Annotated in this window: 19 protein-coding genes and 1 tRNA gene; 14 read left to right on the top strand and 6 right to left on the bottom strand. The window is 60.8% G+C overall.

Features of this window, described 5'->3' with window-relative positions:
* Nucleotides 1-59: 59 nt before the first annotated feature.
* On the bottom strand, nucleotides 60-2,162 hold the full coding sequence (locus HDF16_RS20730; protein WP_184221174.1) for a winged helix-turn-helix domain-containing protein: 2,103 nt from the start codon (nucleotides 2,160-2,162) through the stop codon (nucleotides 60-62).
* 356 nt (nucleotides 2,163-2,518) lie between these two features.
* On the opposite strand from HDF16_RS20730, the gene HDF16_RS20725 reads away from it, so the two are divergent.
* A complete protein-coding gene (locus tag HDF16_RS20725; protein ID WP_184221172.1) occupies nucleotides 2,519-6,931 on the top strand; it encodes an Ig-like domain repeat protein in 4,413 nt (1,470 codons plus the stop codon).
* Between the two features lie 123 nt (nucleotides 6,932-7,054).
* Here the strand turns inward: HDF16_RS20725 and HDF16_RS20720 are convergent, their stop codons facing one another.
* Complete coding sequence (locus tag HDF16_RS20720) at nucleotides 7,055-7,789, bottom strand: SDR family NAD(P)-dependent oxidoreductase (protein ID WP_184221170.1); 735 nt, start codon at nucleotides 7,787-7,789, stop codon at nucleotides 7,055-7,057.
* 66 nt (nucleotides 7,790-7,855) lie between these two features.
* Nucleotides 7,856-8,587: an SDR family NAD(P)-dependent oxidoreductase gene (locus tag HDF16_RS20715; protein WP_184221460.1), complete on the bottom strand. Its 732-nt coding sequence runs from the start codon at nucleotides 8,585-8,587 to the stop codon at nucleotides 7,856-7,858.
* Between the two features lie 120 nt (nucleotides 8,588-8,707).
* On the opposite strand from HDF16_RS20715, the gene HDF16_RS20710 reads away from it, so the two are divergent.
* A complete protein-coding gene (locus tag HDF16_RS20710; RefSeq protein ID WP_184221168.1) occupies nucleotides 8,708-9,703 on the top strand; it encodes a cupin domain-containing protein in 996 nt (331 codons plus the stop codon).
* A gap of 132 nt (nucleotides 9,704-9,835) precedes the next feature.
* Here the strand turns inward: HDF16_RS20710 and HDF16_RS20705 are convergent, their stop codons facing one another.
* Entirely contained in the window at nucleotides 9,836-10,024 is a 189-nt protein-coding gene (locus HDF16_RS20705) for a hypothetical protein (protein ID WP_184221166.1), read from the bottom strand.
* A gap of 188 nt (nucleotides 10,025-10,212) precedes the next feature.
* Nucleotides 10,213-10,289: transfer RNA gene (locus tag HDF16_RS20700), tRNA-Met, on the bottom strand.
* A gap of 218 nt (nucleotides 10,290-10,507) precedes the next feature.
* On the opposite strand from HDF16_RS20700, the gene HDF16_RS20695 reads away from it, so the two are divergent.
* From HDF16_RS20695 to HDF16_RS20675, 5 genes are all read left to right on the top strand, one after another.
* Nucleotides 10,508-11,785 carry a BON domain-containing protein gene (locus tag HDF16_RS20695; protein ID WP_184221164.1) on the top strand — a complete coding sequence of 426 codons (1,278 nt, stop codon included), beginning with the start codon at nucleotides 10,508-10,510 and terminating at the stop codon, nucleotides 11,783-11,785.
* Between the two features lie 207 nt (nucleotides 11,786-11,992).
* Nucleotides 11,993-13,972 carry a peptidylprolyl isomerase gene (locus HDF16_RS20690; protein WP_184221162.1) on the top strand — a complete coding sequence of 660 codons (1,980 nt, stop codon included), beginning with the start codon at nucleotides 11,993-11,995 and terminating at the stop codon, nucleotides 13,970-13,972.
* Nucleotides 13,973-14,363: 391 nt separating this feature from the next.
* Nucleotides 14,364-15,947: a 4-alpha-glucanotransferase gene (gene malQ / locus HDF16_RS20685; RefSeq protein WP_184221160.1), complete on the top strand. Its 1,584-nt coding sequence runs from the start codon at nucleotides 14,364-14,366 to the stop codon at nucleotides 15,945-15,947.
* Between the two features lie 96 nt (nucleotides 15,948-16,043).
* Entirely contained in the window at nucleotides 16,044-16,229 is a 186-nt protein-coding gene (locus HDF16_RS20680; RefSeq protein WP_184221158.1) for a hypothetical protein, read from the top strand.
* Between the two features lie 10 nt (nucleotides 16,230-16,239).
* Nucleotides 16,240-16,794 (top strand): 3-hydroxyacyl-CoA dehydrogenase NAD-binding domain-containing protein, encoded by a 555-nt coding sequence (locus HDF16_RS20675; RefSeq protein WP_348641375.1) that lies wholly within the window; start codon nucleotides 16,240-16,242, stop codon nucleotides 16,792-16,794.
* Nucleotides 16,795-17,069: 275 nt separating this feature from the next.
* On the opposite strand, the gene HDF16_RS20670 is transcribed toward HDF16_RS20675, so the two are convergent.
* Entirely contained in the window at nucleotides 17,070-17,390 is a 321-nt protein-coding gene (locus tag HDF16_RS20670; RefSeq protein ID WP_184221156.1) for a GIY-YIG nuclease family protein, read from the bottom strand.
* 384 nt (nucleotides 17,391-17,774) lie between these two features.
* Between HDF16_RS20670 and HDF16_RS20665 the strand changes: the two genes are divergently transcribed.
* From HDF16_RS20665 to pgi, 7 genes are all read left to right on the top strand, one after another.
* On the top strand, nucleotides 17,775-19,031 hold the full coding sequence (locus tag HDF16_RS20665; RefSeq protein WP_184221154.1) for an ABC transporter permease: 1,257 nt from the start codon (nucleotides 17,775-17,777) through the stop codon (nucleotides 19,029-19,031).
* A gap of 2 nt (nucleotides 19,032-19,033) precedes the next feature.
* Nucleotides 19,034-20,272 carry an ABC transporter permease gene (locus tag HDF16_RS20660; protein WP_184221152.1) on the top strand — a complete coding sequence of 413 codons (1,239 nt, stop codon included), beginning with the start codon at nucleotides 19,034-19,036 and terminating at the stop codon, nucleotides 20,270-20,272.
* Between the two features lie 515 nt (nucleotides 20,273-20,787).
* Nucleotides 20,788-20,916 (top strand): hypothetical protein, encoded by a 129-nt coding sequence (locus HDF16_RS31290; protein ID WP_281383528.1) that lies wholly within the window; start codon nucleotides 20,788-20,790, stop codon nucleotides 20,914-20,916.
* 141 nt (nucleotides 20,917-21,057) lie between these two features.
* On the top strand, nucleotides 21,058-21,477 hold the full coding sequence (locus HDF16_RS20655) for a BlaI/MecI/CopY family transcriptional regulator (protein ID WP_184221150.1): 420 nt from the start codon (nucleotides 21,058-21,060) through the stop codon (nucleotides 21,475-21,477).
* 2 nt (nucleotides 21,478-21,479) lie between these two features.
* Nucleotides 21,480-22,949, top strand: coding sequence for a M56 family metallopeptidase (locus HDF16_RS20650; protein ID WP_184221148.1), 1,470 nt, complete (start codon nucleotides 21,480-21,482; stop codon nucleotides 22,947-22,949).
* 32 nt (nucleotides 22,950-22,981) lie between these two features.
* Nucleotides 22,982-24,595 (top strand): Do family serine endopeptidase, encoded by a 1,614-nt coding sequence (locus tag HDF16_RS20645; RefSeq protein ID WP_184221146.1) that lies wholly within the window; start codon nucleotides 22,982-22,984, stop codon nucleotides 24,593-24,595.
* A 313-nt stretch (nucleotides 24,596-24,908) separates the two neighbouring features.
* A complete protein-coding gene (gene pgi / locus HDF16_RS20640; RefSeq protein ID WP_184221144.1) occupies nucleotides 24,909-26,531 on the top strand; it encodes a glucose-6-phosphate isomerase in 1,623 nt (540 codons plus the stop codon).
* Nucleotides 26,532-26,553 lie beyond the last annotated feature (22 nt).

Here is a 26,553-nt window from a genome sequence, read left to right as displayed (position 1 = left end):
TATCTTCCTCAAGAAGATTCCGCATCGCGGACTTGCTTAAGGAATTGCTTGCAAAGAGTCTAGGGATTGGTGGGAGTATGCTTGGCCGAAGCCAACGCGGGAGCCGATGGAAGCGATAGCCCAACCCGGCTCAGCATCGCAAGAAAGCGAGGATCGCTGTGCAGATTTTCCAGCATAGGATTGACCGCGATATCGACAGCGGAGGGATCATGACTGTCGATCGTGTGCTGCAGCGCGGCGATGGCTTGGTCGCGATCGCCAACGTAGGCATACCACTCTTCCGGAACAAAGTCGTCAGGATGGGTGGCCGCTGCTTCCAGATGATCCTGAATAGCACTCACACGGACCTCTCCGTAGGCCGCCGGACCTCCCTTATGCAGCGCTGTAAGTCCGCGGTCTTCGAGCGCCACGCGCGCCGAATCCTTCTCCCGTAGTGCGGTCTCACGCCATACGCCAATCGCCTGCTCATAGCTTCCCGCGTCGAACAGCGACCAAGCCAGCTGATCGCGCGCGAATGACGAGTCTGGTGCCAGGGACACGTTCCGCCTCGCAGCTTCCACTCCGCGCGCGTACTGATGAGTCGCTCCCGAAACAAAGAGGTCCACAGCGTTGATCTGCGGCCATAGAGGGTCGTCGGCGCGAGCCAGATCAACCTCTCTTAGCGCTTCGTCGGAACGGCCCTCATCGGCAAGCGACTCGGCCAGCCACGCATGATAGACAGCCTCGTTCGGTTCCAGTTCGATGGCGCGGCGTAGCTCGGTCTCTCCCAACGCCATGTTCCAATCCTGCCGGATCGCCACAAAGCCGAGCACTGCGTGGGCCTCGGCCACTCGCGGATTCATACGCTCTGCCTTCTCCGCCATGCTTCTTGCTTCTCGCAGGTTTTCGGCCGGATCAGCCATGCTGCCAAGGTTCAGATACGCGCTTGCCATGCCCGCATAGGCCCGCGCAAATCCGGGATCGCGTTCCGTAGCGCTCAGGTACTGCGCCAGCGCACTGTTCTGCGTGGCCACTGTGCGCCGCGAGGCCAGCTCCCGGCCCCGAAGATAAAAGCTGTACGCTTCTGGGTTCTGGGTACTGCCAGCGCTGGCCTGCACTGAACTTCCTGTCAACTGCAGGCCGTTATAGATGTCTTTCTGAGCCTTGTCGCGAATCGCGGTCAGCTCCTGCACCGAGCCGGCGTACTGAAAGGAAGTCACATGGACCGCATCCATACCCCGCACCAACTCAAGCTTTAAAACACAGCGGCTGTTCTCGACGGTGAGATCGCCCAGCAGTAGCAGATCCAGATGGAGTGCCTGCGCCGTGCTGCGTAGACTGGCATCATCCGTCTTCACGTGGTCAAGCGAGTGCGACGCGCGAAGCTGCAGCGAGGGCAGCTGCGACAGCGTATCGGTCAGGTCCATGCGGAAGCTCTGTTCCAACTGTCCGGCCTGAGAACCATGGACTTCAAAGGGCACGATCCCCATCGAAAGGGAAGTCGTCGCAGGATGGGGCTTGGGGCGGGTCGCAACGTAGGTCGCAACCAGAGCGCAACCGAGCACCGCGACGCCCGCAACGGCCGAGTACACCCCAGGTGCGCGGCGAACTGAGGATGTCACACGCTGATACCATCCAGTCCGGCGCGGCGCAGGATGCAGAAACGTCTCCTCCAGGTACACCAGCGACTCGGAGTGCAGCGGCTCCTCGTATGAGGAAGCGGTATTGGCCGCCGGGGCTATCACCTGCTCTGAGATTGCCGGGACCATCGGCTCGACGATCAGGCTCTCCGAACTTGAAAGAGCATCTACAGGGACAGGCACCGCAGTCGCTTCCGGAAGTGCCTCCGCCTTCTCAGGCGAGTGCGTAACTTCGGCGATGAACCGGTAGCCGCGCTTGGGCAGAGTTTCAATGAATTGAGGCTTCTTGGGATCGTCGCGCAGGACGGTTCTGAGGTAGTTCACGGCGCGATTGATCGCGTGTTCATGGTCGATGAATTCGCCCTCAGGCCAGAGTACGGCCCGAAGCTCCTCACGGGTCACCACGGCTCCGGCTCGCTCAAGCAAAGCGGTCAATAAGACCAGCGTCTGCGGCGGAACCCGAAGATAGCGATCATTCCGTTTGAGCACTCCAGCGGGCGCGTCAAAGGTAAACACTGAAAACGCACACTTACTGATTCTCATATTTCAAGCTATCACGCTGCGATAACGGCAAGCAACGACTGTCTTTAGCTGCCGTTTTCCCGCGCAGTTTTCTCTGCGACTCGATATAAGTCGCTTATTCTAAATCGTTTATTTGCGGAGAAAACGGTATCCCAATGGGGAGGTCTCGCGAATTGCCCACCTCGCGGCCACGGGCTAGGATGACGTTACCACCCTTCCAGGCGAAATCCAGATACACCAGCTTTGAAGTTGACGCCACGAGCTCAATTTGAGGAGTCCCTCCTGTGTCTACGAGAAATGTAAAGATTCTGTCGTCCACGGCCACCCAACAACCTGGTGCATCCAGCCTCCGCCATCGGCTCGTAACAAGAAGCCTTATGGCAATGGGGATGTTGGCCGGTATCGCCCTTCCGGCGACCTCGAGCATGAGCGGACAGGCTGCCTCGGCGACACCGCAGACTCAGAGCCATGCGGCGACGCGCCAGAATCCTGCCGGCAATGGGACGAACCACAACGCGAACGTGCAAAGTCCGTTCCAGCGCATCATGGCTCCTCACCTCGGCCAGATGTTGAAGCAATCGGCTTCCGCGCATGCTCTGGCTCGCGCGATAACTCCCGCGCAACACCGGGCAGCGACAGCACCAAACACTGCTGCCACGACCTCGGCGAACCCAAACTTTCCCGGCTTCGTCTCCGCGCCTACGCTGCCGCTCGCGGCGATCAACTTCAATCCCAGCCCTCTCGCCCAAAACAGCGAGTACGACCACAACACGCTGCAGGCCACGGTCTCAGGAGACTTCAACAACGACGGCAATCTCGACCTGGCGGTGGTGCAGGCTGATGGCGACCTGACCATGGTCCTCAACCCCGGTCCCGGAGGCAGTCTCGCAACGGCGAAAGTTCTAACACCCGACACCAGCGCGTTCGTCCTGCTGCCGGAAGTCATCTTTCTCACGTCCGCCGACCTGAACGGCGACGGCAATCTCGACCTGATCGGTCAGGATGCGTTCCACACCCAGCTTCTTATATGGATGGGCAACGGCGACGGCACATTTCAGGGAGCTCTGCCATACGCCATCACCCCGAAATCCAAAGCGAACTGGCTCCTGAGCGGAGGCTTTGCCGTAGTAGGCGACTTCAACGGCGACGGCTTCCCCGATATCGCGACGATCGAATTCTACGGCACGACCTTAACCGAGCTGACCCTGCTCAACGACGGTCAAGGCAACTTCGCCACCGGCCCGGAGACCGATACCCAGTTCTCCGGAAGCTACAGCGCGCAATTCGGCGCGGGCGACGTGGTCAGTAACGGCGGGGCCCCCACCGGCATCGCCTTTACTGTCAAGGGCATCGACGTCAATCCGGGCACCAGCGTCGTGATGATGAAATCGAATGGCGATGGCAGCTTCGCGGCCGCCGTCGAGCCGTCTGCCGCCCTGGTTCCGGACTACTACTCCTTCAGCGAGGGATCTTTCTACGCCACGAACCTCACCGGAAGTTTTGCCCACGCTTCATCTCCGGCGGGCAAGTCCGGCAAGGGCGCGTTACCGCACAGCACCGTAGGGACAGGAATTGCCACGACTGACTTCGTCTTCCTGACAGGCGACGGCGCAGTCTACGACGTCCCTTACACCGACCACGGAGCCAGCTATTCGCCGAGTACGGTAAACGTCCTGGTCGGTGCCAACGCAGAGGTCAGTCCATATACCGTCACCAGTCCTTCACGCCCAACACCGCTTGCGGTCAAGGGAAGCGCGAACGATTCGACCGTGGGATCGAACAACTTCACGCCCATCCCTCTCACCCAATTTCTCAACGTCGCCGACATGAACGGCGACGGCGCACTCGATCTCATCGTCTATGGCGAAGGCGCGAACTACGTCTATCTCAACGACGGCCCCGGCACCTTCACCACCAAGCCAGCCCAGGTGCTTACCGGCGTTCCGGGCTACGTCGAACCCCAGCCAGGAGACTTCTCCGGATTCACCTACACAACCAAGCCATCCTTCCTTGAGGCGGACTACGCACTCGACAGCGTCTCGCTCTACGCCGGTGATGGCACGGGACAGTTCTACGCCGCTCCGGTGGTCGCGGGAGCAAGCACGAACGGCAACGGCTACGCGGCTCTCGGCGGCAACATCATCGTAGAGGCCACCGGCGATATGAACGGCGACGGCCTCTTGGATGTGATCGCGGAAGACTGGACCAACTCTGCCACCGCAGCCAATGGCGGCTATCCCGACCTCGTCGTCGGCATCAACAACGGAGGCAAACCCGGAGCCAACGAAGCCAGCGGATACACCTTCTCCACGCTCCTTCCGGCAGGACACTTCCAGGCCATTCGAGGCTCATTTGTTGAGCCCCTCACCTTTGCCAATCCCGCTGGCGGGACGAACGTTCTCATCGTTAGCGTCAGCGGCATCACCCTCCAGACCGTCACCAACGGCGTGGCCGGCCCAGCAAACTGGCTCCTCACACCCGGCTTTGTCAGCTGTCCCTTTGGGCTTGGCGATGCCGGCGACATCAACGGTGACGGAGTCAACGACATCGTCATCGCCTATCCCGGCGACGCCTCCTGCGGAGCCACCGTGCAGGTAGGCTCGGGCTACTACACCTTCCTCGGCAACGCGGACGGCAGCTTCCAGCAGCCCACCTTCACCGCCTATGGAAGCTCGCTCTTTCAGGCCCGCCTGATCGACTTCAACGGCGACGGCTTGCCCGACCTCGCGATCAGCGATCAGGACTTCACCAACGCAGTCTTCGGCATCTACACCGTGCCGAACGCCGCTGATGGCAGCGGCACCTTCGATCTCGCATCCGCCTTCAACCAGGCTCCGAACTATGTCGTCTCGGATATGGTTCCCGGTGACTATAACCAGGATGGCAAGCAGGATCTGACCCTCGCCGCCTTGGGTGTCGCCGACCCCAACTACGCGCCATCGACCCATATCTCGGAGGGTAGCCAGGGCGTTCTCCTTCTGCCCGGAAAAGGAGACTTCACCTTCGGTCCGCTGTCCCTGGTGAACGCCGGTAACTTTGCCTTCTGGGGCTCCTATGCTGACTTCAACGGCGATGGCACTCCGGACCTCGCACTCGCCGAATATGGCAGCGCGCTCGATCCAGGCGACGAGCAGTTCATTCAGCCAGCGCCGCTCGCGCAGATTCTGCCGAACCTTGGATCAGGAATCTTCGGAGCTGCGATCACGCTGTACGACGCCGACTACGACTTCAACGACTTCGACGTCACTTCCAACCCGCTCAATAATCTGACGGACCGGATCTATACCTTCACCGGAAACTTCGGCAACAGCGGCGGCAACGATCTGTTGGTCTCGGGAAGCGCATCGACCGCCGAGTTCATCAATCAAGGAACGAACAGCATGACGTTGACGGCCACCCCTGCCACCGTTGGGCTGGGCCAGACGGTGACGCTCTCCGCGGCGATCAAGTCGTTCGCCAACCCGAATCCCGCAACCGGAACCATCTCCTTCTGGAACGGCAGCACACTCCTGGGAGCGGCACCGTTGGATGCAACCGGAGCCGCATCGCTGGCAACCACGGCCCTCCCAGCAGGCTCAGACACGATCACGGCGACCTACTCCGGCGACTCGAACACCAATCCCGCGAGCGCGTCAACGACTGTCGCCGTCTCCAGCCTGATCGCTGACACCCTGACCCTGACTGCCTCTCCTTCGCAGGCGAACGCGGGCCAGACCATCTCGCTCACCGCAACCATCGGAGGAACCGGCACCGTGATGCCGACCGGCCTCGTAACCTTTACTCTCAACGGCGCGCAGCTAGGCTCGGCGCAGTGGAACACTTCGGGCTTTGCCACCTTCAGCACCACCCAGTTGCCCTCCGGCTCGGACACGATTGTCGCCAACTACGCCGGAGACTCTCATTGCGCCCCCTCCAGCAGCTCCGCAACCGTCGTCATCGCAGCACTCGCGGCGGACACGCTCACAGTGACCGCTTCGTCATCCTCACCCAGCCAGGGACAGGCACTCTCGTTCACCGCAACCATGGCTGGAATGGCAACGACTCCGCCGACGGGACTGGTGACCTTCACCAACAACGGCATCTTCCTAGCGGCCCAGCCGATCTCCACATCCGGCACGGCAGTCTTTTCGACCAGCCAACTCCCGGCAGGAGCGAACCTGATTGCAGCCAGCTATCCAGGCGATGGGAACTACGCCGCCTCGACCGGCTCGATGACGATCACCGTAGCTCCGCTCAATCCCGCCTTCACTGTGACGCCTGCGCCCGCGACCTTATCTCTCGTTCAGGGAGCAACCGGCCAGGTGACGTTATCGCTCGCAGCCAACGCGACCTTCAGCGGAGCGATTGCGTTCAGCTGCTCGGGCGCTCCCACCGAATCAACCTGCGGCATCAATCCAGGCAGCCTGACCCTGACGCCCGGCCAGCAGGGAACCGCGACGGTTGTTGTGGCCACCACTCCGCCCAACAGCACCTACCAGGCGAAGCAGACGCTGCCATTGGCCCCGTGGGCACCTGGTGCCGGCGGTGTGATGATCGGCGGAGTTGGACTCTTCTTCTGGCCCCGCCGGCGTGCCCTGCGTAAGTTGTCGCTCTTATGCGTAGCTATGCTCTCACTGGTTGCCATCGGTCTGACCGGCTGCGGCGGCTCATCCAAAACCGCATCCACGCCCCCAGACGCTCCCACTTATGCAGGTACGCCCGTCGGTACGTACTCCCTGACCGTTGCTCTAACCAGCGGAGCCAGCACGGTGACTCAGACGATCAAATTGCAGGTGACCGCCTCAAACTGATCGGCAACTCACGAACACGCATCAAGGCATCCCTCGGCTCCAAGTCATCCCGTGAGATTCGGAGCCGAGGCTTTTTGCGAACGTCTGAAATGTCAGCCGCCGCTAACAGAGGTCTGCGGATCTTTAGATCGCCGTCATGCCGCCGTCGACGAACAACTCCTGCCCGTTCACGAAGCTCGAATCGTTTGAGGCAAGAAACAGCGCGACGGTAGCGACCTCCTCAGATCGGCCCATCGTCCCTCGCGGGATGAGAGATTCGAAATATTGCCTCGCTTCCTTGGTGAGAACTGCTTCCTGCATCGGTGTGGCAATAGCACCTGGAACCAACAGGTTCACGCGGATCTTTCTGTCCTTCAGCTCATTGAGCCATGTACGAGCGAAGGAGCGCAGCGCCAACTTGCTCGCCGCATAGACGCCGAAACCGGGGAAACCTTTCGCCGCAGCATTGGATCCGGTCATGAAGATGGATCCGCCATCATTGAACAGAGGCAACGCTTTCTGCACCGTAAAGAGGGTGCCGCGCACGTTCAGGTCAAAGGTCTTATCGAAGTGCTGCTCGGTGATCTGACCCAGCGGCACGGGCTCGCCGATGCCGGCGCTTGCGAACAGGACGTCGATCTTCCCCTTTTCCCGCTTCACGATGTCGAACAACCGGTCGAGGTCTTCGAGACTGGCCGCGTCACCCTGGACACCGGTCACATTCTTGCCGATGACCTTGACGGCCTCGTCAATCTGCTCCTGTTTACGGCCCGTAATGAAAACGTAAGCACCCTCTTCCACGAAGAGCTTTGCGCTCGCAAGCGCCATACCGCTCGACCCTCCTGTGATGACTGCAACCTTACCTTCAAGCTTTCCCATGATGATTTCCTTTCGATCAATGTGTAACGTTTCGTTCAAAGAGTTCGTTGGCGATCGGGCGTGATTTCAAATAGCGGAGAAGCCGCCGTCGACCGCAAAATCAAGCCCGTTCACGTAGCTTGCTTCGTCTGAAGCAAGAAACAGAGCGGCCGCCGCAATCTCCTCAGGACGTCCCATCTTTCCGCGTGGAATCAGGGATTCGAACATCTTCCTCGTTTCCTCATCGAGCCGCTGGGAGTCAGGTGTGTCGACCTGGCCCGGACTCAGCACGTTCACTCGAATGTTTCTGCCCTTCAGTTCGTTGAGCCACGTGCGTGCGAAGGAGCGCAACGCGGCCTTGCTCGCCGCGTACACGCCGAACCCGGGGAAACCTTTCACCGAAGCAACCGAACCGGTCATGATGATCGATCCGCCGTCATTCATGAGCGGTAACGCCTTTTGAGCTGTAAACAGCGTCCCGCGCACAATCAGCCCAAACTCCTTATCGAAATGCTCTTCGGTAATCTCGCCCAGTACGGCGGCTTCGCCCTTGCCAGCACTCGCGAAGAGAATGTCGATCTTGCCCTTTTCCTGCTTGACCGTATCGAACAGGCGGTCGAGGTCGTCGAGATTGGCCGCGTCTCCACGCACGCCGGTTACGTTTCGACCGATCTGCTTCACGGCCTCGTCGAGCTGCTCTTGCCTCCGGCCCGTGATGAAGACATAAGCGCCTTCCTGAACGAAGCGCTTAGCAGTCTCCAGCGCAAGACCGCTCGATCCGCCCGTGATCACTGCAACTTTCCCTTCAAGCTTTCCCATAATTGCTCCCTTCGGTGAATGTTCTGCATCCACTACTGAGGAGTAGAGTTCTTCTGTGGTGGACTCGGACTGCTCAAACATCCAAACATTTTGTCTATTCGTCCAGAAGGGAAGTGCTACGTGGATCCGATAAGCGACATCTTCAGAACGATGCACGTCACCGCGTTCGGTCTGCACAGACTGGAAGCAACCGCCCCGTGGGGTGTGAAACAGGAAAATGAAACCGAAGGAAAGACCAAATCTTCCGGTAAAAAGATTCCACCGACAGACTTGGCGCACTTCGCGATGCTTTCGCGTGGCAACTGCTGGCTGAGTGTGGAAGGAATTGCGGAGCCGATCCCGCTCACGGGGGGTGACTGCTTTTTGCTGGCGAAGGGGACGTCGATTGTTTTGCGTGACAGTCGGCGAACGCGTCCGAGATGGACCTTCCGCGAGATCGGGGCGAGCGCCAACGGCAATGTTGCTCTTTGTGGAGGTGGTGGTGCCCCGACGACAATCGTCTGCGGGTCCTTTAGCTTCGATCGCGCCAGTCTGAGGCCTATCACTCAGTTGTTGCCGAACTTCATTCTGATCAAAGCCGATCAGGCACGTACGCTTGCCCTTCACAACACGCTGCAGGCACTGGCATCAGAGATGGCGGAACAGGCGCCGGGATCTGGGGTCGTCGCAACTCGGCTGGCGGAGGTGCTGTTTATCCAGGTTCTCCGGTCTCATATTGCTTCGGAACCGGAACGCAACAAAGGATGGCTTCGGGCTGTCTTCGATCCTCAACTGGGGACTGCCTTGGGTGCTATTCATGACAGTGTGAAGACCCCTTGGACTGTAGAATCCCTGGCCGAGGCAGCGGGCATGTCTCGCTCCGCTTTCGCAGCGCGTTTCAAAGAGCTGCTCGGACAAACACCGCTGGAATATGTAACGGAGTGGAGGATGCAGAAGGCGATGCAGTTACTCGAACAGCGAGACAAAAAGCTGATCGATGTGGCTCGGTTGGTCGGTTACGAGTCCGACGCTGCGTTTAGTAAGGCGTTCAAGCGGGTTGTCGGTGCCAACACGGGTGAATACATCAAACGTGGTTTTGAACGCAGCGGCAGTGCCGGAACGTCGGAAGCTTTTTGAAGCAAAGGCTTCTTACTTTGACGGCGGTGCCTGGCTGCCCGCATTCGCGGAGGAACATTGCGGGTTCGAACCGACCGAAGCAGGCCATGATCAGTCACGATAAACCCGCTTTCCGCCTTCTATGCACAGCAATCACTTGGGGTGCCGGGTCCGAGCAATCTGAAAGTTGTTGAGAACAGCCTCGGCGGCCGCAAGAATCGGAACCTCTTTCGATGTCCCATAGAGCATTCTCGCGGTGAGGCCACGTTCCGCCACACGTACCGTTCGTGGCTGGACGAAACCGGGGCTCCGATGAAGGTTCAACAGGAACTCATGCGTCATGCCTCAATCCAGACCATGATGAACGTGTATGGACAGGCGATGCCGGAGTCGAAGAGGGAAGCCAATGGAAAGGTAGTCACGATGGTGCTCAAGCCCTTGGGGCGAGCGCCTAAAGTGATCATTTTTCATATTGGGAGTAAATGGGAGTGAATCGGTTTTTCTGATTCTCTCTAAACCATTGATTTGATTGGTTGCGGGGGTAGGATTTGAACCTACGACCTTTGGGTTATGAGCCCAACGAGCTACCGGGCTGCTCCACCCCGCATTCCGAGTATAGCGCTCCCTCCATCTGGGGTCAATCCACCGTTCGAGTTGAATCTACCCGCCGCCAAAGGTGACCTCATGACTTTTGGCGAGCGGGACGGCGCCGATCGCGGTATTCTTCTGCGTGAACCGTAACTATTCGCTCGATTTTGCGTCTGCATAAGTGATGTTGCCGAGGTTGTCGAGCAAAGCCTCGCCTCGGCTATTCGTGGAGGAAGCATGAAACGCACGATCTTTTCGATCACCGGTGCCGGAGCGATCGCTATTGCCGGTACCATTTCCATCGGAACTGCCGCATTTGCCCAGGGCACCACCGTATCCGACGCCCAGGTTGAGGCCAACGTATTACGAGCCCTTGCCGGCGCTCCTCAGCTCGCCACTCAACAGATCAAGACGACGACCGTTTACGGCACCGTCACCCTCAGCGGCAGTGTCAGCGATGAGTCGACCCGCGTCCTCGCCGAAGATCTCGCCTCAAGAGCGCAGGGCGTGCAGAAGGTCGTCGATGAACTCACGCTCACCTCGGACCGTAACGGCGGCGCGCCTGCTGGCCAACCGCAGCCATATCCTCAGCCTGAGGGCGGTCAGCAGGATCAAGGCTCCAACCCGACCCTCCAGTCGGATGGAACTGTGGCTCCCCCTCCTGACGCCGCACAGAACGGCCAGCAGCCTCAGGGCGCTCCCGAACCCGGCTATCAGTCACCGCCCGCTCCACCAGATAATGGTCAGTACAGCAACAATGCGCCTCAGCCCCAGAATCAGCCTCAGGGGCAGAATGCGCCCCCTGCCTACCGCCAGCCTTATCGCGGCGGCCAGCCCGCAGGCTACTCCCAGCAGCAACCGCCGCAGTATGGAGCCCAGGAGGGCGGCCGTGAGGTCACCATCCCCAGCGGCGCGCTTGTCCGGATGCGCCTCAGCGAAGGCCTTATTGCCAAGTTGATCAAGCCCGGCACCGCCTTCGACGGCACCGTCCTCAACGACGTCATCGCCGACGGCGAAGTCGCCATCCCTCGCGGCGCGACAGTGCAGGGAACCATCGTTCAGGCGAATGCCTCCGGCGCAGTGGGCGGCAAAGGCCAGCTCGCTCTACAACTTAACTCCGTCTCGCTCAGCGGTCGCAACTACCCCATCGTCTCTGACACCTGGACCCATTACGGTCGCGACAAGACTGGCCAGACCGTCGGCAGCGCCGTCGGCCTTGGCGGCTTCGGAGCTCTGATTGGCGCTCTCGCCGGGGGTGGTGCCGGTGCGGCAATCGGCGCGGCGGCAGGCGTTGGCGCCGGAATCGGCGTCTCAGCAGCTTCGGGCCGGAACGACGTAGTCGTCCCTGCGGAGGCCATCATCAGCTTTCACCTCGTGCAGCCCGCCAGCGTCGTAACCGTCTCGCAGCAGGAGATGGACCGCCTCGGCTTTGGCGTCCAGCAGGCCAACCTTCAGCGCCGTCCCGTAGCCCAGCCCGCGTACGGTCGGCCCGGCTACTACCCCGCTCCTTACTAACTCTCGGTAAATAGGTCCATGGCCGCCCCGGTTCCTTCGGGCGCGGCCATTTCCTTTACCGATCCCTGATTTATACTTTAGGCTTGCCCTGCAGTCGGCAGGATGAGTGCTCCCAAAGCACCGCCCGTCGCGCAAAATCCCAGGTACGCGTTCTTTCCCTTCACAAACTGGGAGACGAACGCGCGAAGTGAAGGTCGTCAGTCAAGCATGATTCGCATTCTGCAACAGGACAATAAAGCAACCAAGATCATCTTTGCCGTCATTATCGGCGCGGCGTGCCTCTCCATGGTGGCCTACCTCATCCCCGGCATCGGCGACAACGCGGGCGCAACCGGCAACGTCGGTGTCTTCGCCACCGTCCGCGACCCCGGCTTCTTCGGCAAGTTCACCGGCGACTCCACCGACATCAAGACCTCCGAGGTCAACCAGATCGCGCAGCAGCAGCTTCAGCAGCAGCGTCTGCCCGAAGGCTTCCTGCAGTTCCTGCTCCCCCGCGCCGGTCAGATGCTCGTCCAGCGCGCGATCCTGAAGCACGAAGCCGACCGCCTGCACCTTGACGTCAGCAACGCCGACCTCGCCCGCGAGCTCCAGACCGGCTCCTTCGCCCGCTATATCTTCCCCAACGGCCAGTACATCGGCGACGACAAGTACATCAACTTTGTCCAGACCTACTTCCAGCTCACGCGCGCCGAGTTCGAAGATCAGGTCAAGGGCGACATGGAGCTCAACCGTCTCCAGGCCCTCGTCACCGGTGGCGTCTCCGTCTCGGATAACGCCGTCCGCGAGTCCTACCGCACCCAGGGCACCAAGGTGAAGTTCGACTACGCCGTCGTCTCCTCCGAAGACATCCGCAAGTCCATCAACCCCAGCGACGCAGACCTGCAGGCCTTCTTCACCAAGAGCGCAGCGCGTTACGCGACCGCCGTTCCCGAGCAGCGCAAGATCGAGTACTTCAGCTTCGACGCCTCGAACCTCCCCGGAGGTAAGCCGCAGGTCACCGACGCCGAGATCGCTTCGTACTACGGCCAGCATCAGGATCAGTACCAGGTCAAGGAGCAGGTCAAGACCCGTCACATCCTCATCCAGGTTCCATCGGGCGCGGATGCCAAGACCGATGCAGCCGCGAAGTCCAAGGCCGCCGACATCCTGAAGCAGATCAAGGCCGGTGGAAACTTCGCCGACCTCGCCAGCAAGAACTCTGACGACCCAGGCAGCAAGACCCAGGGCGGCGAACTTCCCATGATCCCCACCGCTGGCCTCGACCCCGCCTACGCCAAGGCCGCCATGGCCCTCAAGCCCGGCGAGACCTCTGACCTAGTCCGCTCGCAGTTCGGTTACCACATCATCCAGACCGAAGCGAAGGACTCCGCCCACGCCAAGCCCCTCGCAGAAGTGAAGGAACAGATCCTTCCTGTCCTCGAGCAGCAGAAGGCTGGAGCAGCCGAGCAGAGCTTCGCTGCCCAACTTGCCGCCGAGGCCAAGAGCAAGGGTCTCGACAAGACTGCCGCCGCTCACAACCTCAAGACCACCACCACCGACTTCATCGGCAAGGATGGTGTCATCGGCGGAGTCGCCGACGCGGCCCAGCTCCTCACCCAGTCCTTCTCCGCAGCCAAGGGCGCAGCTCCGGCCAGCGTCTCCACCGGCGATGGCTTCGCCATCTTCCAGGTGGTCGACGTGAAGCCGGCCCACGCTCCTGACTTCGCCGACTACAAGTCCCACATCCTCGACGACTACCGCGAGCAGCAGGTTCCGCAGCTTCTGAACGCGAAGCTGTCCAAGCTTGCCGATCGCGCCAAGGTCCTCAACGATCTCAAGAAGGCCGCGGCGGAGATGAACGTCCCCGTCAAGACCAGTGAACTCGTAGGCAAGGATGGCCAGGTTCCCGATGTCGGCTCGATGAGCGGACAGGCTTCGGTGGCCTTCACCCTCGCAAAGGGAGCGATCTCGGCGCCGATCAACAACGGCACTACCGGCATCATCCTCTCCGTCACCGACAAGCAGGAGCCCACAGCTGATGACATCGCCAAGAACTTCGACGCGACGCGTGAGCAGCTTTTGAGCACGCAGCGCGAGGAGATCTTCCGCGTCTACATCGGCACCTTGACCGACACCTACACCAAGAAGGGCGCGATCAAGTACACGCAGAAGCAGCCCGCTCCCGGCTCTTCACCCTTCGGCGGCTAGTCTCGCGCCAATCAAACCTGAAGGCCCGTCGATCACCGGCGGGCCTTCTTATTTATCCTCGCGAGAATCCGTCATCCTGAGCGCAGCGCGCAGCGCGGAGTCGAAGGACCCCGACGAACGCAACATCACCCACACAGCTCGAACCTTTCAGCCACGGAACCGGGTGCCCCATATCTGGCAGCTTCATCGCCAGATGTGGGAGCATCGCCACCGAATCTGGTGCCCCACCCATGGCTCGCCTTTGGCCATGGGTGGGACAATTCGCGCAACGCGCGAACCTCTCTTATTTGCAGCGCCAAACACGACAAACTGCATCACAGGGTAGAAGATAGTTGCAGGATTCAGGGTAAGTTGCTCTGTTCATTGCATGGTTTCTGCTGAGGGAGAAAGAATGGCGCAGTCGGATCGTCTGTCAGGTGTCTTGCTTCACGTAACTTCGCTTCCTTCTTACGGTGGTGTCGGGGACTTCGGCCCGGCAGCCTACGCCTTCGTGGACTTCCTCGAAGCAGGGAAACAGCGCCTTTGGCAGGTCCTTCCACTCAGCCCCACCGGCTACGGCAGCTCCCCTTACTCGGCTCTCTCCGCCTTCGCTGGCAATCCAATCCTCGTTAGCCTCGAGAAACTGGCAGAAGCCGGCTGGATCTCCTGGGACCGCATCCAGGGCCTGCCTGGCCACGAAGGCCCCGCCGACTTCGAAGCTGCGATGAACATCAAGCTTCCTCTCATCGAGGAGGCAGCAGGGAACTTCCTCGACCACGCCAGCGACGACGATAAGGCCGGCTTCCACAAGTTCTGTGAGGACAACAGCTACTGGCTCACCGACTACGCCCAGTACACCGTCCTCCGCCGCCGCTTCCAGTACGCAAGCTGGCACCAGTGGCCCAAAGAGTTCGCCCTTCGCGATCACGACACCATGACCTCTGTCCTGACCGACCACGGCCGCGAACTCGCCGTCGAACAGGCAGTCCAGTTCTTCTTCGCCCAGCAGTGGAAGGCACTCCGCGACTACTGCTGCGAGCGCGAGATCCGCATCATGGGCGACGTCGCCATCTTCGTCAGCTATGACAGCGCCGACGTCTGGACCCACCCCGAGATCTTCGAACTTGATGAAAACGGCGCTCCCATCCGCGTCTCCGGCGTTCCGCCCGACTACTTCTCCGCCAACGGCCAGCGCTGGGGCAACCCCCTCTACAAGTGGGGCGAGCTCAAACAGCGCGGCTTCGACTGGTGGGTCTCCCGCATCCGCCGCTCTCTCGCCCTCTACGACACCATCCGCCTCGACCACTTCCGCGGCTTCGAGGCCTACTGGTCCATCGCCGCCGAAGAAGAGACCGCCATCAACGGCCAATGGGTCAAAGCTCCTGGCCACGAACTCTTTCAGCGCTTGAAGGAAGTCTTTGGCGACCTCCCCTTCGTCGCCGAAGACCTCGGTGTCATCACCCCCGAAGTCGACGAACTCCGCGAGCACTTCGGCATGCCCGGCATGCGCATCCTGCAATTCGGCTTCGGCGACCGCGGCGGGCACCTCTATCTTCCCCATCGCTACGTTCCCAACACGGTCGCCTACACCGGGACCCACGACAACAACACCACCCAGGGCTGGTGGCGCGACGATCTCAACGAAACCGACAAGCAGAAGGTCCAGACCTACCTACAGACCATCCACCACGACGGCGAGATCAACTGGGCCATGATCAAGGCCGCAGCCCGCTCCGTCGCCAACCTATGCATCTTCCCCTTGCAGGACATCCTCCACATTGGCAGCGAAGGCCGCATGAACACGCCCTCCGCCCCCGCAGGGAACTGGACCTGGCGCTATCACCCCAACGCGCTGCACCCAGACTTCTCCACCCAGCTAGCCGCCCTGATGGAGATGACCGACCGCGACGACTACGAAGAGCCTGTAGAAGGCGACGACGCCGGGAAGCCCGTTGAAGAGGCCTCAAAACGCGCCGAACTAGGCTCGGTCGCCTAGGATAAAGCGCACGGACGGCGTTCCATTTAGACTGGAGCGAGAGCAGAAGTCCTATTCAACGTCAGCCAGCGCTACAAACCTCGAAGGAGTACGAAGATGCCGCTTTCCGGCGAAGCAATCCGCACCATGAACTACGTTGACGATATCTCGGTAACGCTGCGCCGCATCCTTACCGTGCTCCCCTCGCTCACCGAAGAGGAGCGCCAGCGCGTCTCCGACCACATCAAGTCCGCCGAACCCAGCTACGAGTCCGTCGTCACTGCCGTAGCCAGCAAAAAGTAACTCAGACGCTGTGACAATCAGTATTCGCAAGATAGCGGTGATCGGCGCAGGACAGGCCGGTCGCCGCTTTGCCTTAAGGTGCGCCCAGTCCGGTTTCGACGTCATCCTCGAAGACGTCATGCCCGCCAACCTCCGCCGCGCCGAAGCTGACTTCGCCGACCTATCGGGCAAGCTTGCCACCGGCTCCATGACCTTCGCCCTCACCGTCGAAGACGCCGTCCGCGAAGCCGACATCGCCATCGATTTCGTTCCCGACGAACTCGAGTCCAAGCTCGAAATCTTCAGCCTCATCGACCGCATGGCCCCGCCCAAGACCATCCTCTGCACTCCCAGCGAAGCTCTCAGCATTACCGACCTCGCCTCCTGCACCTACCGCCCGAATCGCTGCTTCGCCCTCCGTGGCGATCTCGCCTCCGGCAATGCCATCCACCTCCTCCATCCCGAAGCCGCCTCCGCCGAAGTCCTCTCAGCCACCAGCAACTTCTTCGCAACGCTGGCCTTTTCTCTTACCATCCAGGCCGACCCCGATGCCCCCATGCTGATGAAAAACATCAAGTCCGCATGACATCCTGGTTTTCGTGAGCACCCCTCCACAAATCCGTCATCCTGAGCGGAGTCCTGCGCTTTTGGCCGGACACAGTCGAAGGACCCCGAGAGTGCTCGCGCCACCCATACCGCTCGAACCTTTCTGCCGATTAGGCTCGCCGGCTGTATTGGCAGAGAGGTTCACGCGGCTTCGGCAACGTGAGTGATATCGGGGTCCTTCGACTCCGCAGTTCGCGATGAAACCGCGACCTGCTCTGCTCAGGATGACGGGTTTTGGGGAGCGACGGAGTGGCGCTAGGGCCTCATCCGTTCATGAGGCCCGATCATCTGCCAACCCCAGTCCGCAGCGAGATCCTCAAACTCAGGATTAGCTTTCCGGACCAGGGCCAGTTTCTTCTCGCGACGCCAGCCCTTCAACTGCTTCTCACGCGCAATGGCCGCAAGCATCAGTTCGAAGGTTTCGACATATAAGAGACGGGTGCAACCATATGTCTTGGAAAAGCCTTCGAACGCCCCATTCTTATGCTGCGCGATGCGGACATAAAGATCACTCGTGACTCCAAAGTAAAGCGTGCCGGTCACGCTGCCGAGAATATAAACATACCCGCCGTTCATGCGGCGAATCCTAGCAGCTTTCCTCTCCACTGCCCCAAAACGTCCCCGTTTTTCTCCTGACCCTACAAATCCGTCATCCTGAGCCACCCACACCTGACCCCACAAATCCGTCATCCTGAGCGGCGTCCGGCGCGCTTTTGCGCCGGACGCAGTCGAAGGACCCCGAGAGTGCTCGCGCCACCCATACCGCTCGAACCTTTCTGCCGATTAGGCGGACAGGCTGTCTTGGCAAAGAGGTTCACGCAGCTTTGCCGATACACCACAATCACCCACACCTCCCGAACCTTTCAACCCCGACTCCCGTCTTACAAAGATCAACGGAACTCTCCGCCCGTACGTTGCGTACTACCCCCTGTACCGCCGCCCAGAAGGAAGTCGCACATCATGCAGGGACTACTCCAGATCTTCGTGCAGGTCTTCCAGGCCATCTGGGCCAACAAGCTCCGGTCCTTCCTCACCATGTTCGGCATCGCCTGGGGAGTCGCCTCGCTCCTCCTCCTCGTCGGACTCGGCGAAGGCTTCCGCTCGGGCCAGAAACGCGGCCTCTCCGAACTCGGCACCGACGTCATCATGATGTGGGGCGGCACCATCCCCGCCCTCCCCGAGCAGCACCAGGGCATGCTCCCCTACAAGCTCACCCTCTCTGACGCGAACGCCATCCGCTCCCAGTCCCCGCACGTCCGCGCCGCTACCGCCCTCATCAATCGCGGCGACCTCAAGGAAGTCTCCGAGTTCTCAAGCGCCGGCGGCCCCGTCATGGGCGTCGAGCAGAACTACCCCGACATCCGCAACCTCCCCATCGCGCAGGGCCGCTTCCTCGACGCCGACGACCTCACCCAGAAGCGCCTCGTCGCCATCATCGGCCAGAAGAACAACATCCTGCTCTTTCCCGGCCGCCCCTCCGTCGGCTCCTACATCACCATCAACGGCTACCGCTTCCAGGTCATCGGTGTCGCCAAAAAAGTCGGCCGCGGCAACGACGACAACGACAACCAGAAGATCTACATCCCTCTCTCCACGATGATGGAGCTATTCCCCATCACCGGCGAAAACGTCCCCAAAGATGCCATCTCCTCGATCCAGTACCAGCCGATCACCCCTGAACTCAACGAGACCGCCAAGACCGAAGTCCACCGCGTCATCGGCGAACGTCACGGCTTCGATCCCAACCTGCCCGACGCCATCGAGGAGTGGGACTCCATTAAGTCCAGCCGCATGATCGGCATCATCTTCACCTCCATGGACATCTTCCTCGGCGGAGTCGGTGTCGTAACCCTCATGCTCGGAGCCGTCGGCATCGTCAATATCATGCTCGTCACCGTCAGCGAGCGCACCAAGGAGATCGGTCTCCGCAAGGCCCTCGGCGCAACCCAGCGCAGCATCATGCTGCAGTTCTTCTTCGAAGGCCTCACCCTCACCGGAGTCAGCGGTCTCATCGGCATCGGTGCCGCTGCCGCGCTCATGATCCTGCTGGGCTCTGCGATCGGCAACAACGACACCGGCTTCGACCCACCCCGCCTCGTCCCCTGGTCCGCCGCCGTCGCCTTCGGCAGCCTCACCCTTTGCGGAGTCGTCGCCGGCATCTATCCCGCCCGCCGCGCCGCCATGCTCGAACCCGTCGAAGCCCTGAGGAAAGAGTAACCATGATCAAAGACATCTTCGGCCAGGCCATGGAGGCCATGCGCTTCAACATGCGCCGCACCACCATCACCATCGTCGGCATGGCCTGGGGCATCGCCACTGTCATCCTTCTCCTCGCCTTCGGTGCCGGCTTCGGTCGCGCCATCGAGACCATCTTCGCCCAGTGGGGCACCAACATGATGGGCGTCTTCCCCGGCACTACCAGCGAGCAGGCCGGAGGCTCCCGAGCCGGCGTCCTCGTCCGCCTTACCCGCGAAGACGTCGAGCGCATCCAGGAGACCGTTCCCGGAATCATCCACACCTCCGCCGTCGTCTCAAAGACCGTTCCCGTCGCCAACGACCTCCACACCTACACCTGGGAGGTCGAAGGCATCGAGCCCGAACTCCAGACCATCCAGAAGATGGACATCGCCCAGGGCCGCGCCATCAGCCAGCAGGACCTTACCGAGCGCCGCCACGTCGTCATCCTCGGCTCGGAGTCCAAGAGCAAGCTCTTCTCCGGCGCCTACGCCGTCGGTCAGAACATCCGCCTCAACGGCATCACCTTCGAGGTCATCGGCATCCTCCAGGCCAAGATGCAGGAGGGCGACAACGACATCAACCGCATGGTCAAAGTCCCCTTCACCACCATGTCCGACATCAAGGACACCAAGTATCTCGACGGCATCTGGATGAGCTACAACGGCAACTATCTCGAGGTAGAAAAGGCCCTCCGCACCTCGCTCGCCGGCTACCACGCCTTCCGTCCCACAGACCGCAACGCCGTCTACGTCGCCAACATTATGCAGGGCCTCGCCCAGTTCCGCATCGTTACCCTCGGCCTCCAGGTTCTTCTGCTCTTCATCGGAGCGCTGACCCTCGGCATCGCCGGAATCGGCCTGATGAACATCATGCTGGTCAGCGTTCAGCAGCGCACCCGCGAGATCGGCGTCGAAAAAGCCCTCGGCGCGCGCAAACGCCACATCCTCTTCCAGTTCCTAGCCGAGGCCCTCGTCATCTCCAGCATTGGCGGATTTGCCGGTGTAGCGCTCGCCTACATCGTCAGCAAAGTGGTGGGCAGCGTCACGCTCTACAGCGCCATCGCCACCAACGGCGAAGCCGCGGACATCCATCTCCTGATCGCCCCTGCGACTGTCCTCATGGCCTCGGGCATTCTCATCATCGTAGGCACCATCAGCGGCATGATCCCCGCCATCCAGGCCGCCAACCTCAACCCGATTGAAGCTTTACGCTACGAATAGCCGCCTCTTATATCGCTATCTTTCCGTGCGAAACAATATCTGCGCAGCGAAAGGATACGCTAGAGTTAACCTGTGAGTTCTGGTAGCCATCTTCGTCGGGTCATCGCGCTTTTCCTGGCATGTCTTTGGCTCACGAGCGCGTCTTTTGCCGAGCACCTCTCGGCGGAGTTTCCGCTATGTCAGCCCGACAGCTCCCCTTGCTGTCCGCTACCGGGGAACTATGCGCCTGGATCTTGTCCGGCGTGTCAGGCCCCCATTACAGTTGCCGCAAAAGAAGAGAGCAAATCGGAGGCTGTCCGTCCCGCGTCACGCTCTGGGAGTATTCACCACGCTCCGGCTCCTTTCACCCTCGTGGCTCCACGCGAGTTGACTCCAGGTCTGCGCTATCAAGCGACCGTCTTTCAGCTTAAAGACGATCTTCGAATTTAGAGAGATTTTCATCTCTGTTCGTATTTCACGGCTGGTCCTGATGGACCGTCGTGTCGCCTTCTCGCAGGAAACCTAAAGGAGATTTTATGAAGATCAAGGCCCTATCGTTGGTATTTGCAGCAGTCATGCTCGTCTCTCTGTCGGCTTCGGCCACAACCCTCAATGCCTGCTGCGGTGATCCAACCTGCTGCGATGGTGGCAGCTGCTGCAAGTAGCAAACATTAAAGTAGCAAGGCCGCCTCCGGGCGGCCTTGCTACTTTAATTTGGGAGTTTGGTATTCACCATTCGTCTACACTCCACGTCCTCAGAAATCTTTGCTAACTAATCCATTAGTTGCTCCGTCTCACAGCTGACGATGCCGCCGAAGCGCTCCATCACGCTCACCGAAGCCGAACTCAGGCTCATGAAGATTCTCTGGCGTCGCGGAGAGTCCGCCGTCGGCGATCTCGTCGCCGCCATGCCCGCCGGTGCGACCCTCGCTTATAACTCCGTCCTCACCACGATCCGCATCCTCGAGCAAAAGGGATACGTCACCCACCGCCAGGAGGCCCGCGCCTTCCTCTACAGCCCCTGCGTCGCCGAGCAGGAGGCCAGCCAGACCGAGGTCCGCCACATCATGCAGCGCTTCTTCGGCAACTCCCGCGAACGCCTCCTTCTCTCGCTCCTCGGCGACGACGAGATCACCCCCGAGGAGCTCCAGCGCCTGAAGCAAGCCATTGCAGAAGCGCCCGAAGACGCAACCCCCCAGGAATCAGCGCAAAGGGAGGAGGCATAGCCATGCACCTTCCTTTTGAGTTCTTGCAGCACGCCGCCATCCCCGCAGCCCAGGCTCTGATTGCCGGCCTCTGGCAGGGAATCGCCCTGGCCGTCGTCACTGGCCTCATCCTTCGTCTCCTCCCCGGAACTACCGCCTCCGCCCGCTTCGCCATCTGGACCGCCGTCTTCTGCGCCTCGGCGGCGATGCCCCTCGCCCACCTCTTCACCTCGAGCCCAACCTCAGCCGCCGCACCGAGCCATCTCCTCCTCGATCCCCGCTGGAGCTATCTCCTCGCCGCAATCTGGCTCGGCGCATCGATTCTTCGCCTCGTAAGGCTTACGCTCGAAGCCGTTAGCCTGCGCAAGCTTTGGAGCGAAGCCCGGCCACTCCCTCCGGAAGCTCTGGAATCGGCCAACCTGCAATCCAATCGTGCGGTTCAGGTCTGCACCACCCCGGACGTAGATCGTCCCAGCGTCATCGGCTTCTTCGCCCCCAAGATCCTCATTCCAGATTGGCTCTGCGACCAGCTATCGCCCACCGAACTCCGCCACATCGTCCTTCACGAAATGGAACACCTCCGCCGCCGCGACGACTGGCTGAACCTCCTCCAGAAGATCGGCCTCGTTCTCTTCCCGCTCAATCCGGCCATGTTCTGGATCGACCGCCGCCTCTCCACCGAGCGCGAGATCGCCTGCGACGACGGCGTCCTCGCCCGCACCAAAACCCCCCGCGCCTACGCCGCCAGCCTGACCTCCATCGCCGAGCGCCGCCTCAATCTCAGCGCCCGCCGTCGCATGGTAGCCCTCGCGCTCGGAGCCTTCGGCACCGGCAAACTCTTCGCCCGCCGTTCAGAGTTTGCTCAGCGAATCGAAAGCATCTTGAGCTCAGTTGGGGGCCAACGCACCGCAGGCCGTCCTGCCATCGCCGCAGTTCTCGTCGTGGCGATCATCGGCGGCTCAGCCGCAATCTCGCATGCCCCGGAGCTGGTCTCCTTCCGCGCCGCGACCAGTCAGAATGCACCCGTAAACTCCGCGCAAGCGGAGGCGATCACGGTGCCGAGAGAACATCGCCAAACCGTCGCTCCACACTTCGAGAACGCCAACCTGCGTCTGCCCCAAACCCAACCAAATCGCTCGATGCACCCGTCTTCAATTCCATTGACCCACGCCCAAACCATTGAAGAGCATCCCGTAGCTGCTATCTCCGTAAAGGCGAATGTAGACGCTCCCACACAAGCGCAGACGGCCCAGCGCAAGAGCTCACCACGTCAGGCAAAGCCCCAGTGGCTCGTTCTTTCGTCGTTCGAAGAGCCATCCAGCAAGCGTTCAGTTCAAGCCAAACGTGCGAGCGACTTCACAAACGATGAGCAGGACGGTGACGTCGTAGTTCCCGTCTCCCGCGTCGTCCTCCGCACACCCGATGGCCGATTTTTTGCAACTCCGTATGCCGCCGTGCCCACCCAGGCCGGCTGGCTCATCGTTCAACTGTAGTCGTCAACAAGCTGCTTCCTGGAGAGATACGCATGTCTGCATCAACTAATTCATTAGTTAACAAAGTCAAGTTGGGAGCGCGCAAGTACGCCACTCCCGTCGTCCTCGGCGCGGCCATCGTGGGCAGCGCAACCCTCTTCCTCAACCACAACGGTGTTCACGCCGCCAGCTTCAGCGCGACGCCGCTTGACGACAACAGCGTCTCCTCGCTGGTTGCCCTCGATAACGCCGTAGAGTCCGTAGCCGCCCGCGTCACGCCCGCCGTCGTCAACATCGCCGTCACGTCCAAATCTGGCGGCGAAGCCGATGACGACAGTGATGCCGACTCCGACGACCAGCAGCCCCAGCAACACCGCCGCCAACAGCAGCGCGGCCAGTCGGCGCTTCCTCCCGGCTTCGAGCAATTCTTTGGCCCCGGCAGCCCCTTCGGCCAAGGGCAAGGTCAGCCCCAGCAGCCGCAGATTGAGCACGGCATCGGCTCAGGCGTCATCATCTCGCCCGACGGCTACATCGTCACCAACAACCACGTCATCGACGGCGCAACCCAGATCAAGGTGACGTTGAACGATCGTCGCGTGCTGACTGGAAAACTTGTTGGCACAGACAAACTTACAGACATCGCCGTCATCAAGGTCGACGCCCATGACCTGCCCAGCATCGCTTGGGGCGACTCCGCCAAATTGCACCCCGGACAGACCGTCCTGGCCTTTGGCTCGCCGTTCGGCTCGCTCCAGTTCTCCGTCACCCGCGGCATCGTTAGCGCGCTCAACCGCCCCAACAACTTCTCCGACAACCGCCGCGCCCCCGGTGGCCTCATCCAGACCGATGCCGCCATCAACCCCGGTAACTCCGGCGGCCCGCTGGTCAACGCCCACGGCGAACTCGTCGGCATCAACAACGGCATCATGACCAGCTCCGGCTCCTTCGCCGGTGCAGGCTTCGCCATCCCGTCGCTGACGGTCCGCAATGTCGCCGACCAGATCATCAAGTCTGGCGCGGTCCATCACGGCTACCTCGGCATCTCGATGAACGACGTCACGCCGGAGAACGCCAGCTTCTTCAAGTTGAAGGACGCTGACGGCGCGATCGTCTCCCAGGTCTCGCCCGACTCGCCCGCAGCCAAGGCAGGTATGAAGAGCGGCGATGTCATCCGCTCGCTCGACGGCCAGCCCATCATCAACGGCGGCGCACTCCAGGTCATCGTCAGCCAGGACCAGCCCGGAACCAGCATCTCGCTCGGCATCCTGCGCGACGGCGCTCCCCAAACCTTGTCTGTAAAGGTCGGCGAGTTCCACGCCAAAGCCGAGACCGCCGAGAACGACGGCGACTCCTCCACCACCAACGCAAAACCCGGCAAGCTTGGAGTCTCCGTGGGCGACCTCACACCGGACCTTCGCCAGCAGCTTCGCCTGCCGGATGAAGTCCACGGTGTAGCTGTCCAGACCGTTCGCCCGGAGAGCCCGGCGGATGAGGCCGGTCTTGCTCCCGGCGACGTCATCCTGGAACTCAACCGTCAACCCGTCGCCTCTGCGGATAAGTTCGTCTCCGCAGTGCGCGCCAACCCCGCCAGCAAAGACATCCTTCTGCTCGTCTGGTCGCGTGGCGGAGCAAGCTACCGTGTCGTTCATCCTGCCAATGCAGGCTGATTCTTAGCCTGAATCATCCCCACGCCCAGCCGATTTTGGCTGGGCGTGCTGCTTTTTACGCTAAGCAATTAATGTTCCACGTGGAACATTCGGCCCAATTCGACCGGTGGAAAACCCTATCCCAAATAGATAGACGACTTTGCATTTTTCGCACCCCGCAAAGACGCTCAATGTTCCACGTGGAACATTAATCCGCGTGCGAGATGGAACCCCGAAAATTCATTTTTCAAGAATCCTCACTCGTACCCAGAGCGGCGGAGCGCGTTCTGTTGCAGAATGGATAGGGAATTCGCAGCAAGGAAAGAGGATAGAGATGGCTGAGACATTGCTCCGTGACATGCCCGCGTTCAAGGCGCTGGAAGCGCACTACTCCGAGATCGAAAAGAAGCACATGCGCGAGCTCTTCGCCGCCGACCCGAAGCGCGGAGAGACCTTCGCTATCAGCGCGGAGGGCCTCTACTTCGACTACTCGAAGAACCGCATCACCGCCGAGACCCTGAAGCTTCTGCTCCAGCTTGCTGAGGAGTCCGGCCTGAAGGCCAAGCTCGACGCCATGTTCTCCGGCGAGAAGATCAATATCACGGAAGATCGGGCGGTGCTTCACGTTGCGCTCCGCTCCACCCCGGATCAGGTCATCAACTTGGATGGCGTGAACCAGGTTCCGCTGGTGCATGAAGTTCTAGACGCGATGTCTGCCTTCTCCGAAAAGATCCGCTCCGGCGAGTGGAAGGGCTACACCGGCAAGCCCATCAAGAACATCGTGAACATCGGCATCGGCGGCTCGGACCTCGGCCCCGTCATGGCCTACGAGGCGCTCCGCCACTACACCCAGCGCGACCTCACCTTCCGCTTCGTCTCGAACGTAGATAGCACGGACTTTGTCGAAGCCACGCATGACCTGAAGGCAGACGAGACGCTCTTCATCGTCGCTTCGAAGACCTTCACCACGCTCGAGACCATGACCAATGCGAACTCCGCCCGCGCCTGGGCGCTCGCGCAGTTGAAGGATGACGCTGCCATCGCGAAGCACTTCGTCGCGCTCTCGACCAACGCCGCTGCCGTCTCGAAGTTCGGCATCGACACTGCAAACATGTTCGGCTTCTGGGACTGGGTCGGCGGTCGTTACTCGATGGACTCGGCCATCGGCTTATCGACGATGCTCGCGATCGGGCCGGATCAGTTCAAGGAACTCCTTGCCGGCTTCCACTCGATGGACGTGCACTTCCAGACCACGGAGCTCTCGAAGAACCTGCCCGTCATCCTCGGCCTGCTCACCGTCTGGTATAACGACTTCTTCAATGCCCAGACCGTCGCCGTCCTGCCCTACGAGCAGTACCTGAAACGCTTCCCTGCATACCTGCAGCAGCTCACCATGGAGTCGAACGGCAAGCACGTCACGCTCTCCGGCCACCACGTCGACTACGAGACCGGACCCATCTTCTGGGGCGAGCCAGGCACCAACGGCCAGCACTCCTTCTACCAGCTCATCCACCAGGGAACCAAGCTCATCCCTTGCGACTTCATCGGCTTCTTCGAGACCCTGAACCCGCTCGGCGACCACCACAAGTTCCTCATGTCGAACGTCTTCGCCCAGGCCGAGGCTCTCGCCTTCGGTAAGACGCCCGACGAGTTGAAGGCAGAGAAGGTTCCCGAAGCCCTCATCCCGCACAAGACGTTTGAAGGCAATCGCCCTTCGAACGTGATCCTTGCCGATAAGCTCACGCCGGAGATTCTCGGCAAGCTGGTCGCGCTGTACGAACACAGCGTCTTCGTGCAGGGCTGCATCTGGCAGATCGACTCGTTCGACCAGTGGGGCGTTGAGCTTGGCAAGGTACTCGCCAACCGCATCATCCCTGAGCTTTCGAGCGACTCGGAGCTGAAGCACGATAGCTCGACGAATAAACTCATCGAGCTTTATCGCGCGAAGAATAAGTAACCACAGCAGTTACAAAAAGCCC

Origin of the sequence: Granulicella aggregans (genome assembly GCF_014203275.1) — a bacterium.
GTDB lineage: Bacteria > Acidobacteriota > Terriglobia > Terriglobales > Acidobacteriaceae > Edaphobacter.
Note: the sequence above shows the minus strand (reverse complement) of the source record. Positions and strands in the feature narration are given on the sequence as shown.

Coding starts and splice junctions, on each gene's coding strand:
- HDF16_RS20730 (WP_184221174.1), bottom strand. CDS start 2,162: ATGAGAATCAGTAAGTGTGCGTTTTCAGTGTTTACCTTTGACGCGCCC.
- HDF16_RS20725 (WP_184221172.1), top strand. CDS start 2,519: ATGGCAATGGGGATGTTGGCCGGTATCGCCCTTCCGGCGACCTCGAGC.
- HDF16_RS20720 (WP_184221170.1), bottom strand. CDS start 7,789: ATGGGAAAGCTTGAAGGTAAGGTTGCAGTCATCACAGGAGGGTCGAGC.
- HDF16_RS20715 (WP_184221460.1), bottom strand. CDS start 8,587: ATGGGAAAGCTTGAAGGGAAAGTTGCAGTGATCACGGGCGGATCGAGC.
- HDF16_RS20705 (WP_184221166.1), bottom strand. CDS start 10,024: ATGACGCATGAGTTCCTGTTGAACCTTCATCGGAGCCCCGGTTTCGTC.
- HDF16_RS20695 (WP_184221164.1), top strand. CDS start 10,508: ATGAAACGCACGATCTTTTCGATCACCGGTGCCGGAGCGATCGCTATT.
- HDF16_RS20690 (WP_184221162.1), top strand. CDS start 11,993: ATGATTCGCATTCTGCAACAGGACAATAAAGCAACCAAGATCATCTTT.
- malQ (WP_184221160.1), top strand. CDS start 14,364: ATGGCGCAGTCGGATCGTCTGTCAGGTGTCTTGCTTCACGTAACTTCG.
- HDF16_RS20680 (WP_184221158.1), top strand. CDS start 16,044: ATGCCGCTTTCCGGCGAAGCAATCCGCACCATGAACTACGTTGACGAT.
- HDF16_RS20670 (WP_184221156.1), bottom strand. CDS start 17,390: ATGAACGGCGGGTATGTTTATATTCTCGGCAGCGTGACCGGCACGCTT.
- HDF16_RS20665 (WP_184221154.1), top strand. CDS start 17,775: ATGCAGGGACTACTCCAGATCTTCGTGCAGGTCTTCCAGGCCATCTGG.
- HDF16_RS20660 (WP_184221152.1), top strand. CDS start 19,034: ATGATCAAAGACATCTTCGGCCAGGCCATGGAGGCCATGCGCTTCAAC.
- HDF16_RS31290 (WP_281383528.1), top strand. CDS start 20,788: ATGAAGATCAAGGCCCTATCGTTGGTATTTGCAGCAGTCATGCTCGTC.
- HDF16_RS20655 (WP_184221150.1), top strand. CDS start 21,058: ATGCCGCCGAAGCGCTCCATCACGCTCACCGAAGCCGAACTCAGGCTC.
- HDF16_RS20650 (WP_184221148.1), top strand. CDS start 21,480: ATGCACCTTCCTTTTGAGTTCTTGCAGCACGCCGCCATCCCCGCAGCC.
- HDF16_RS20645 (WP_184221146.1), top strand. CDS start 22,982: ATGTCTGCATCAACTAATTCATTAGTTAACAAAGTCAAGTTGGGAGCG.
- pgi (WP_184221144.1), top strand. CDS start 24,909: ATGGCTGAGACATTGCTCCGTGACATGCCCGCGTTCAAGGCGCTGGAA.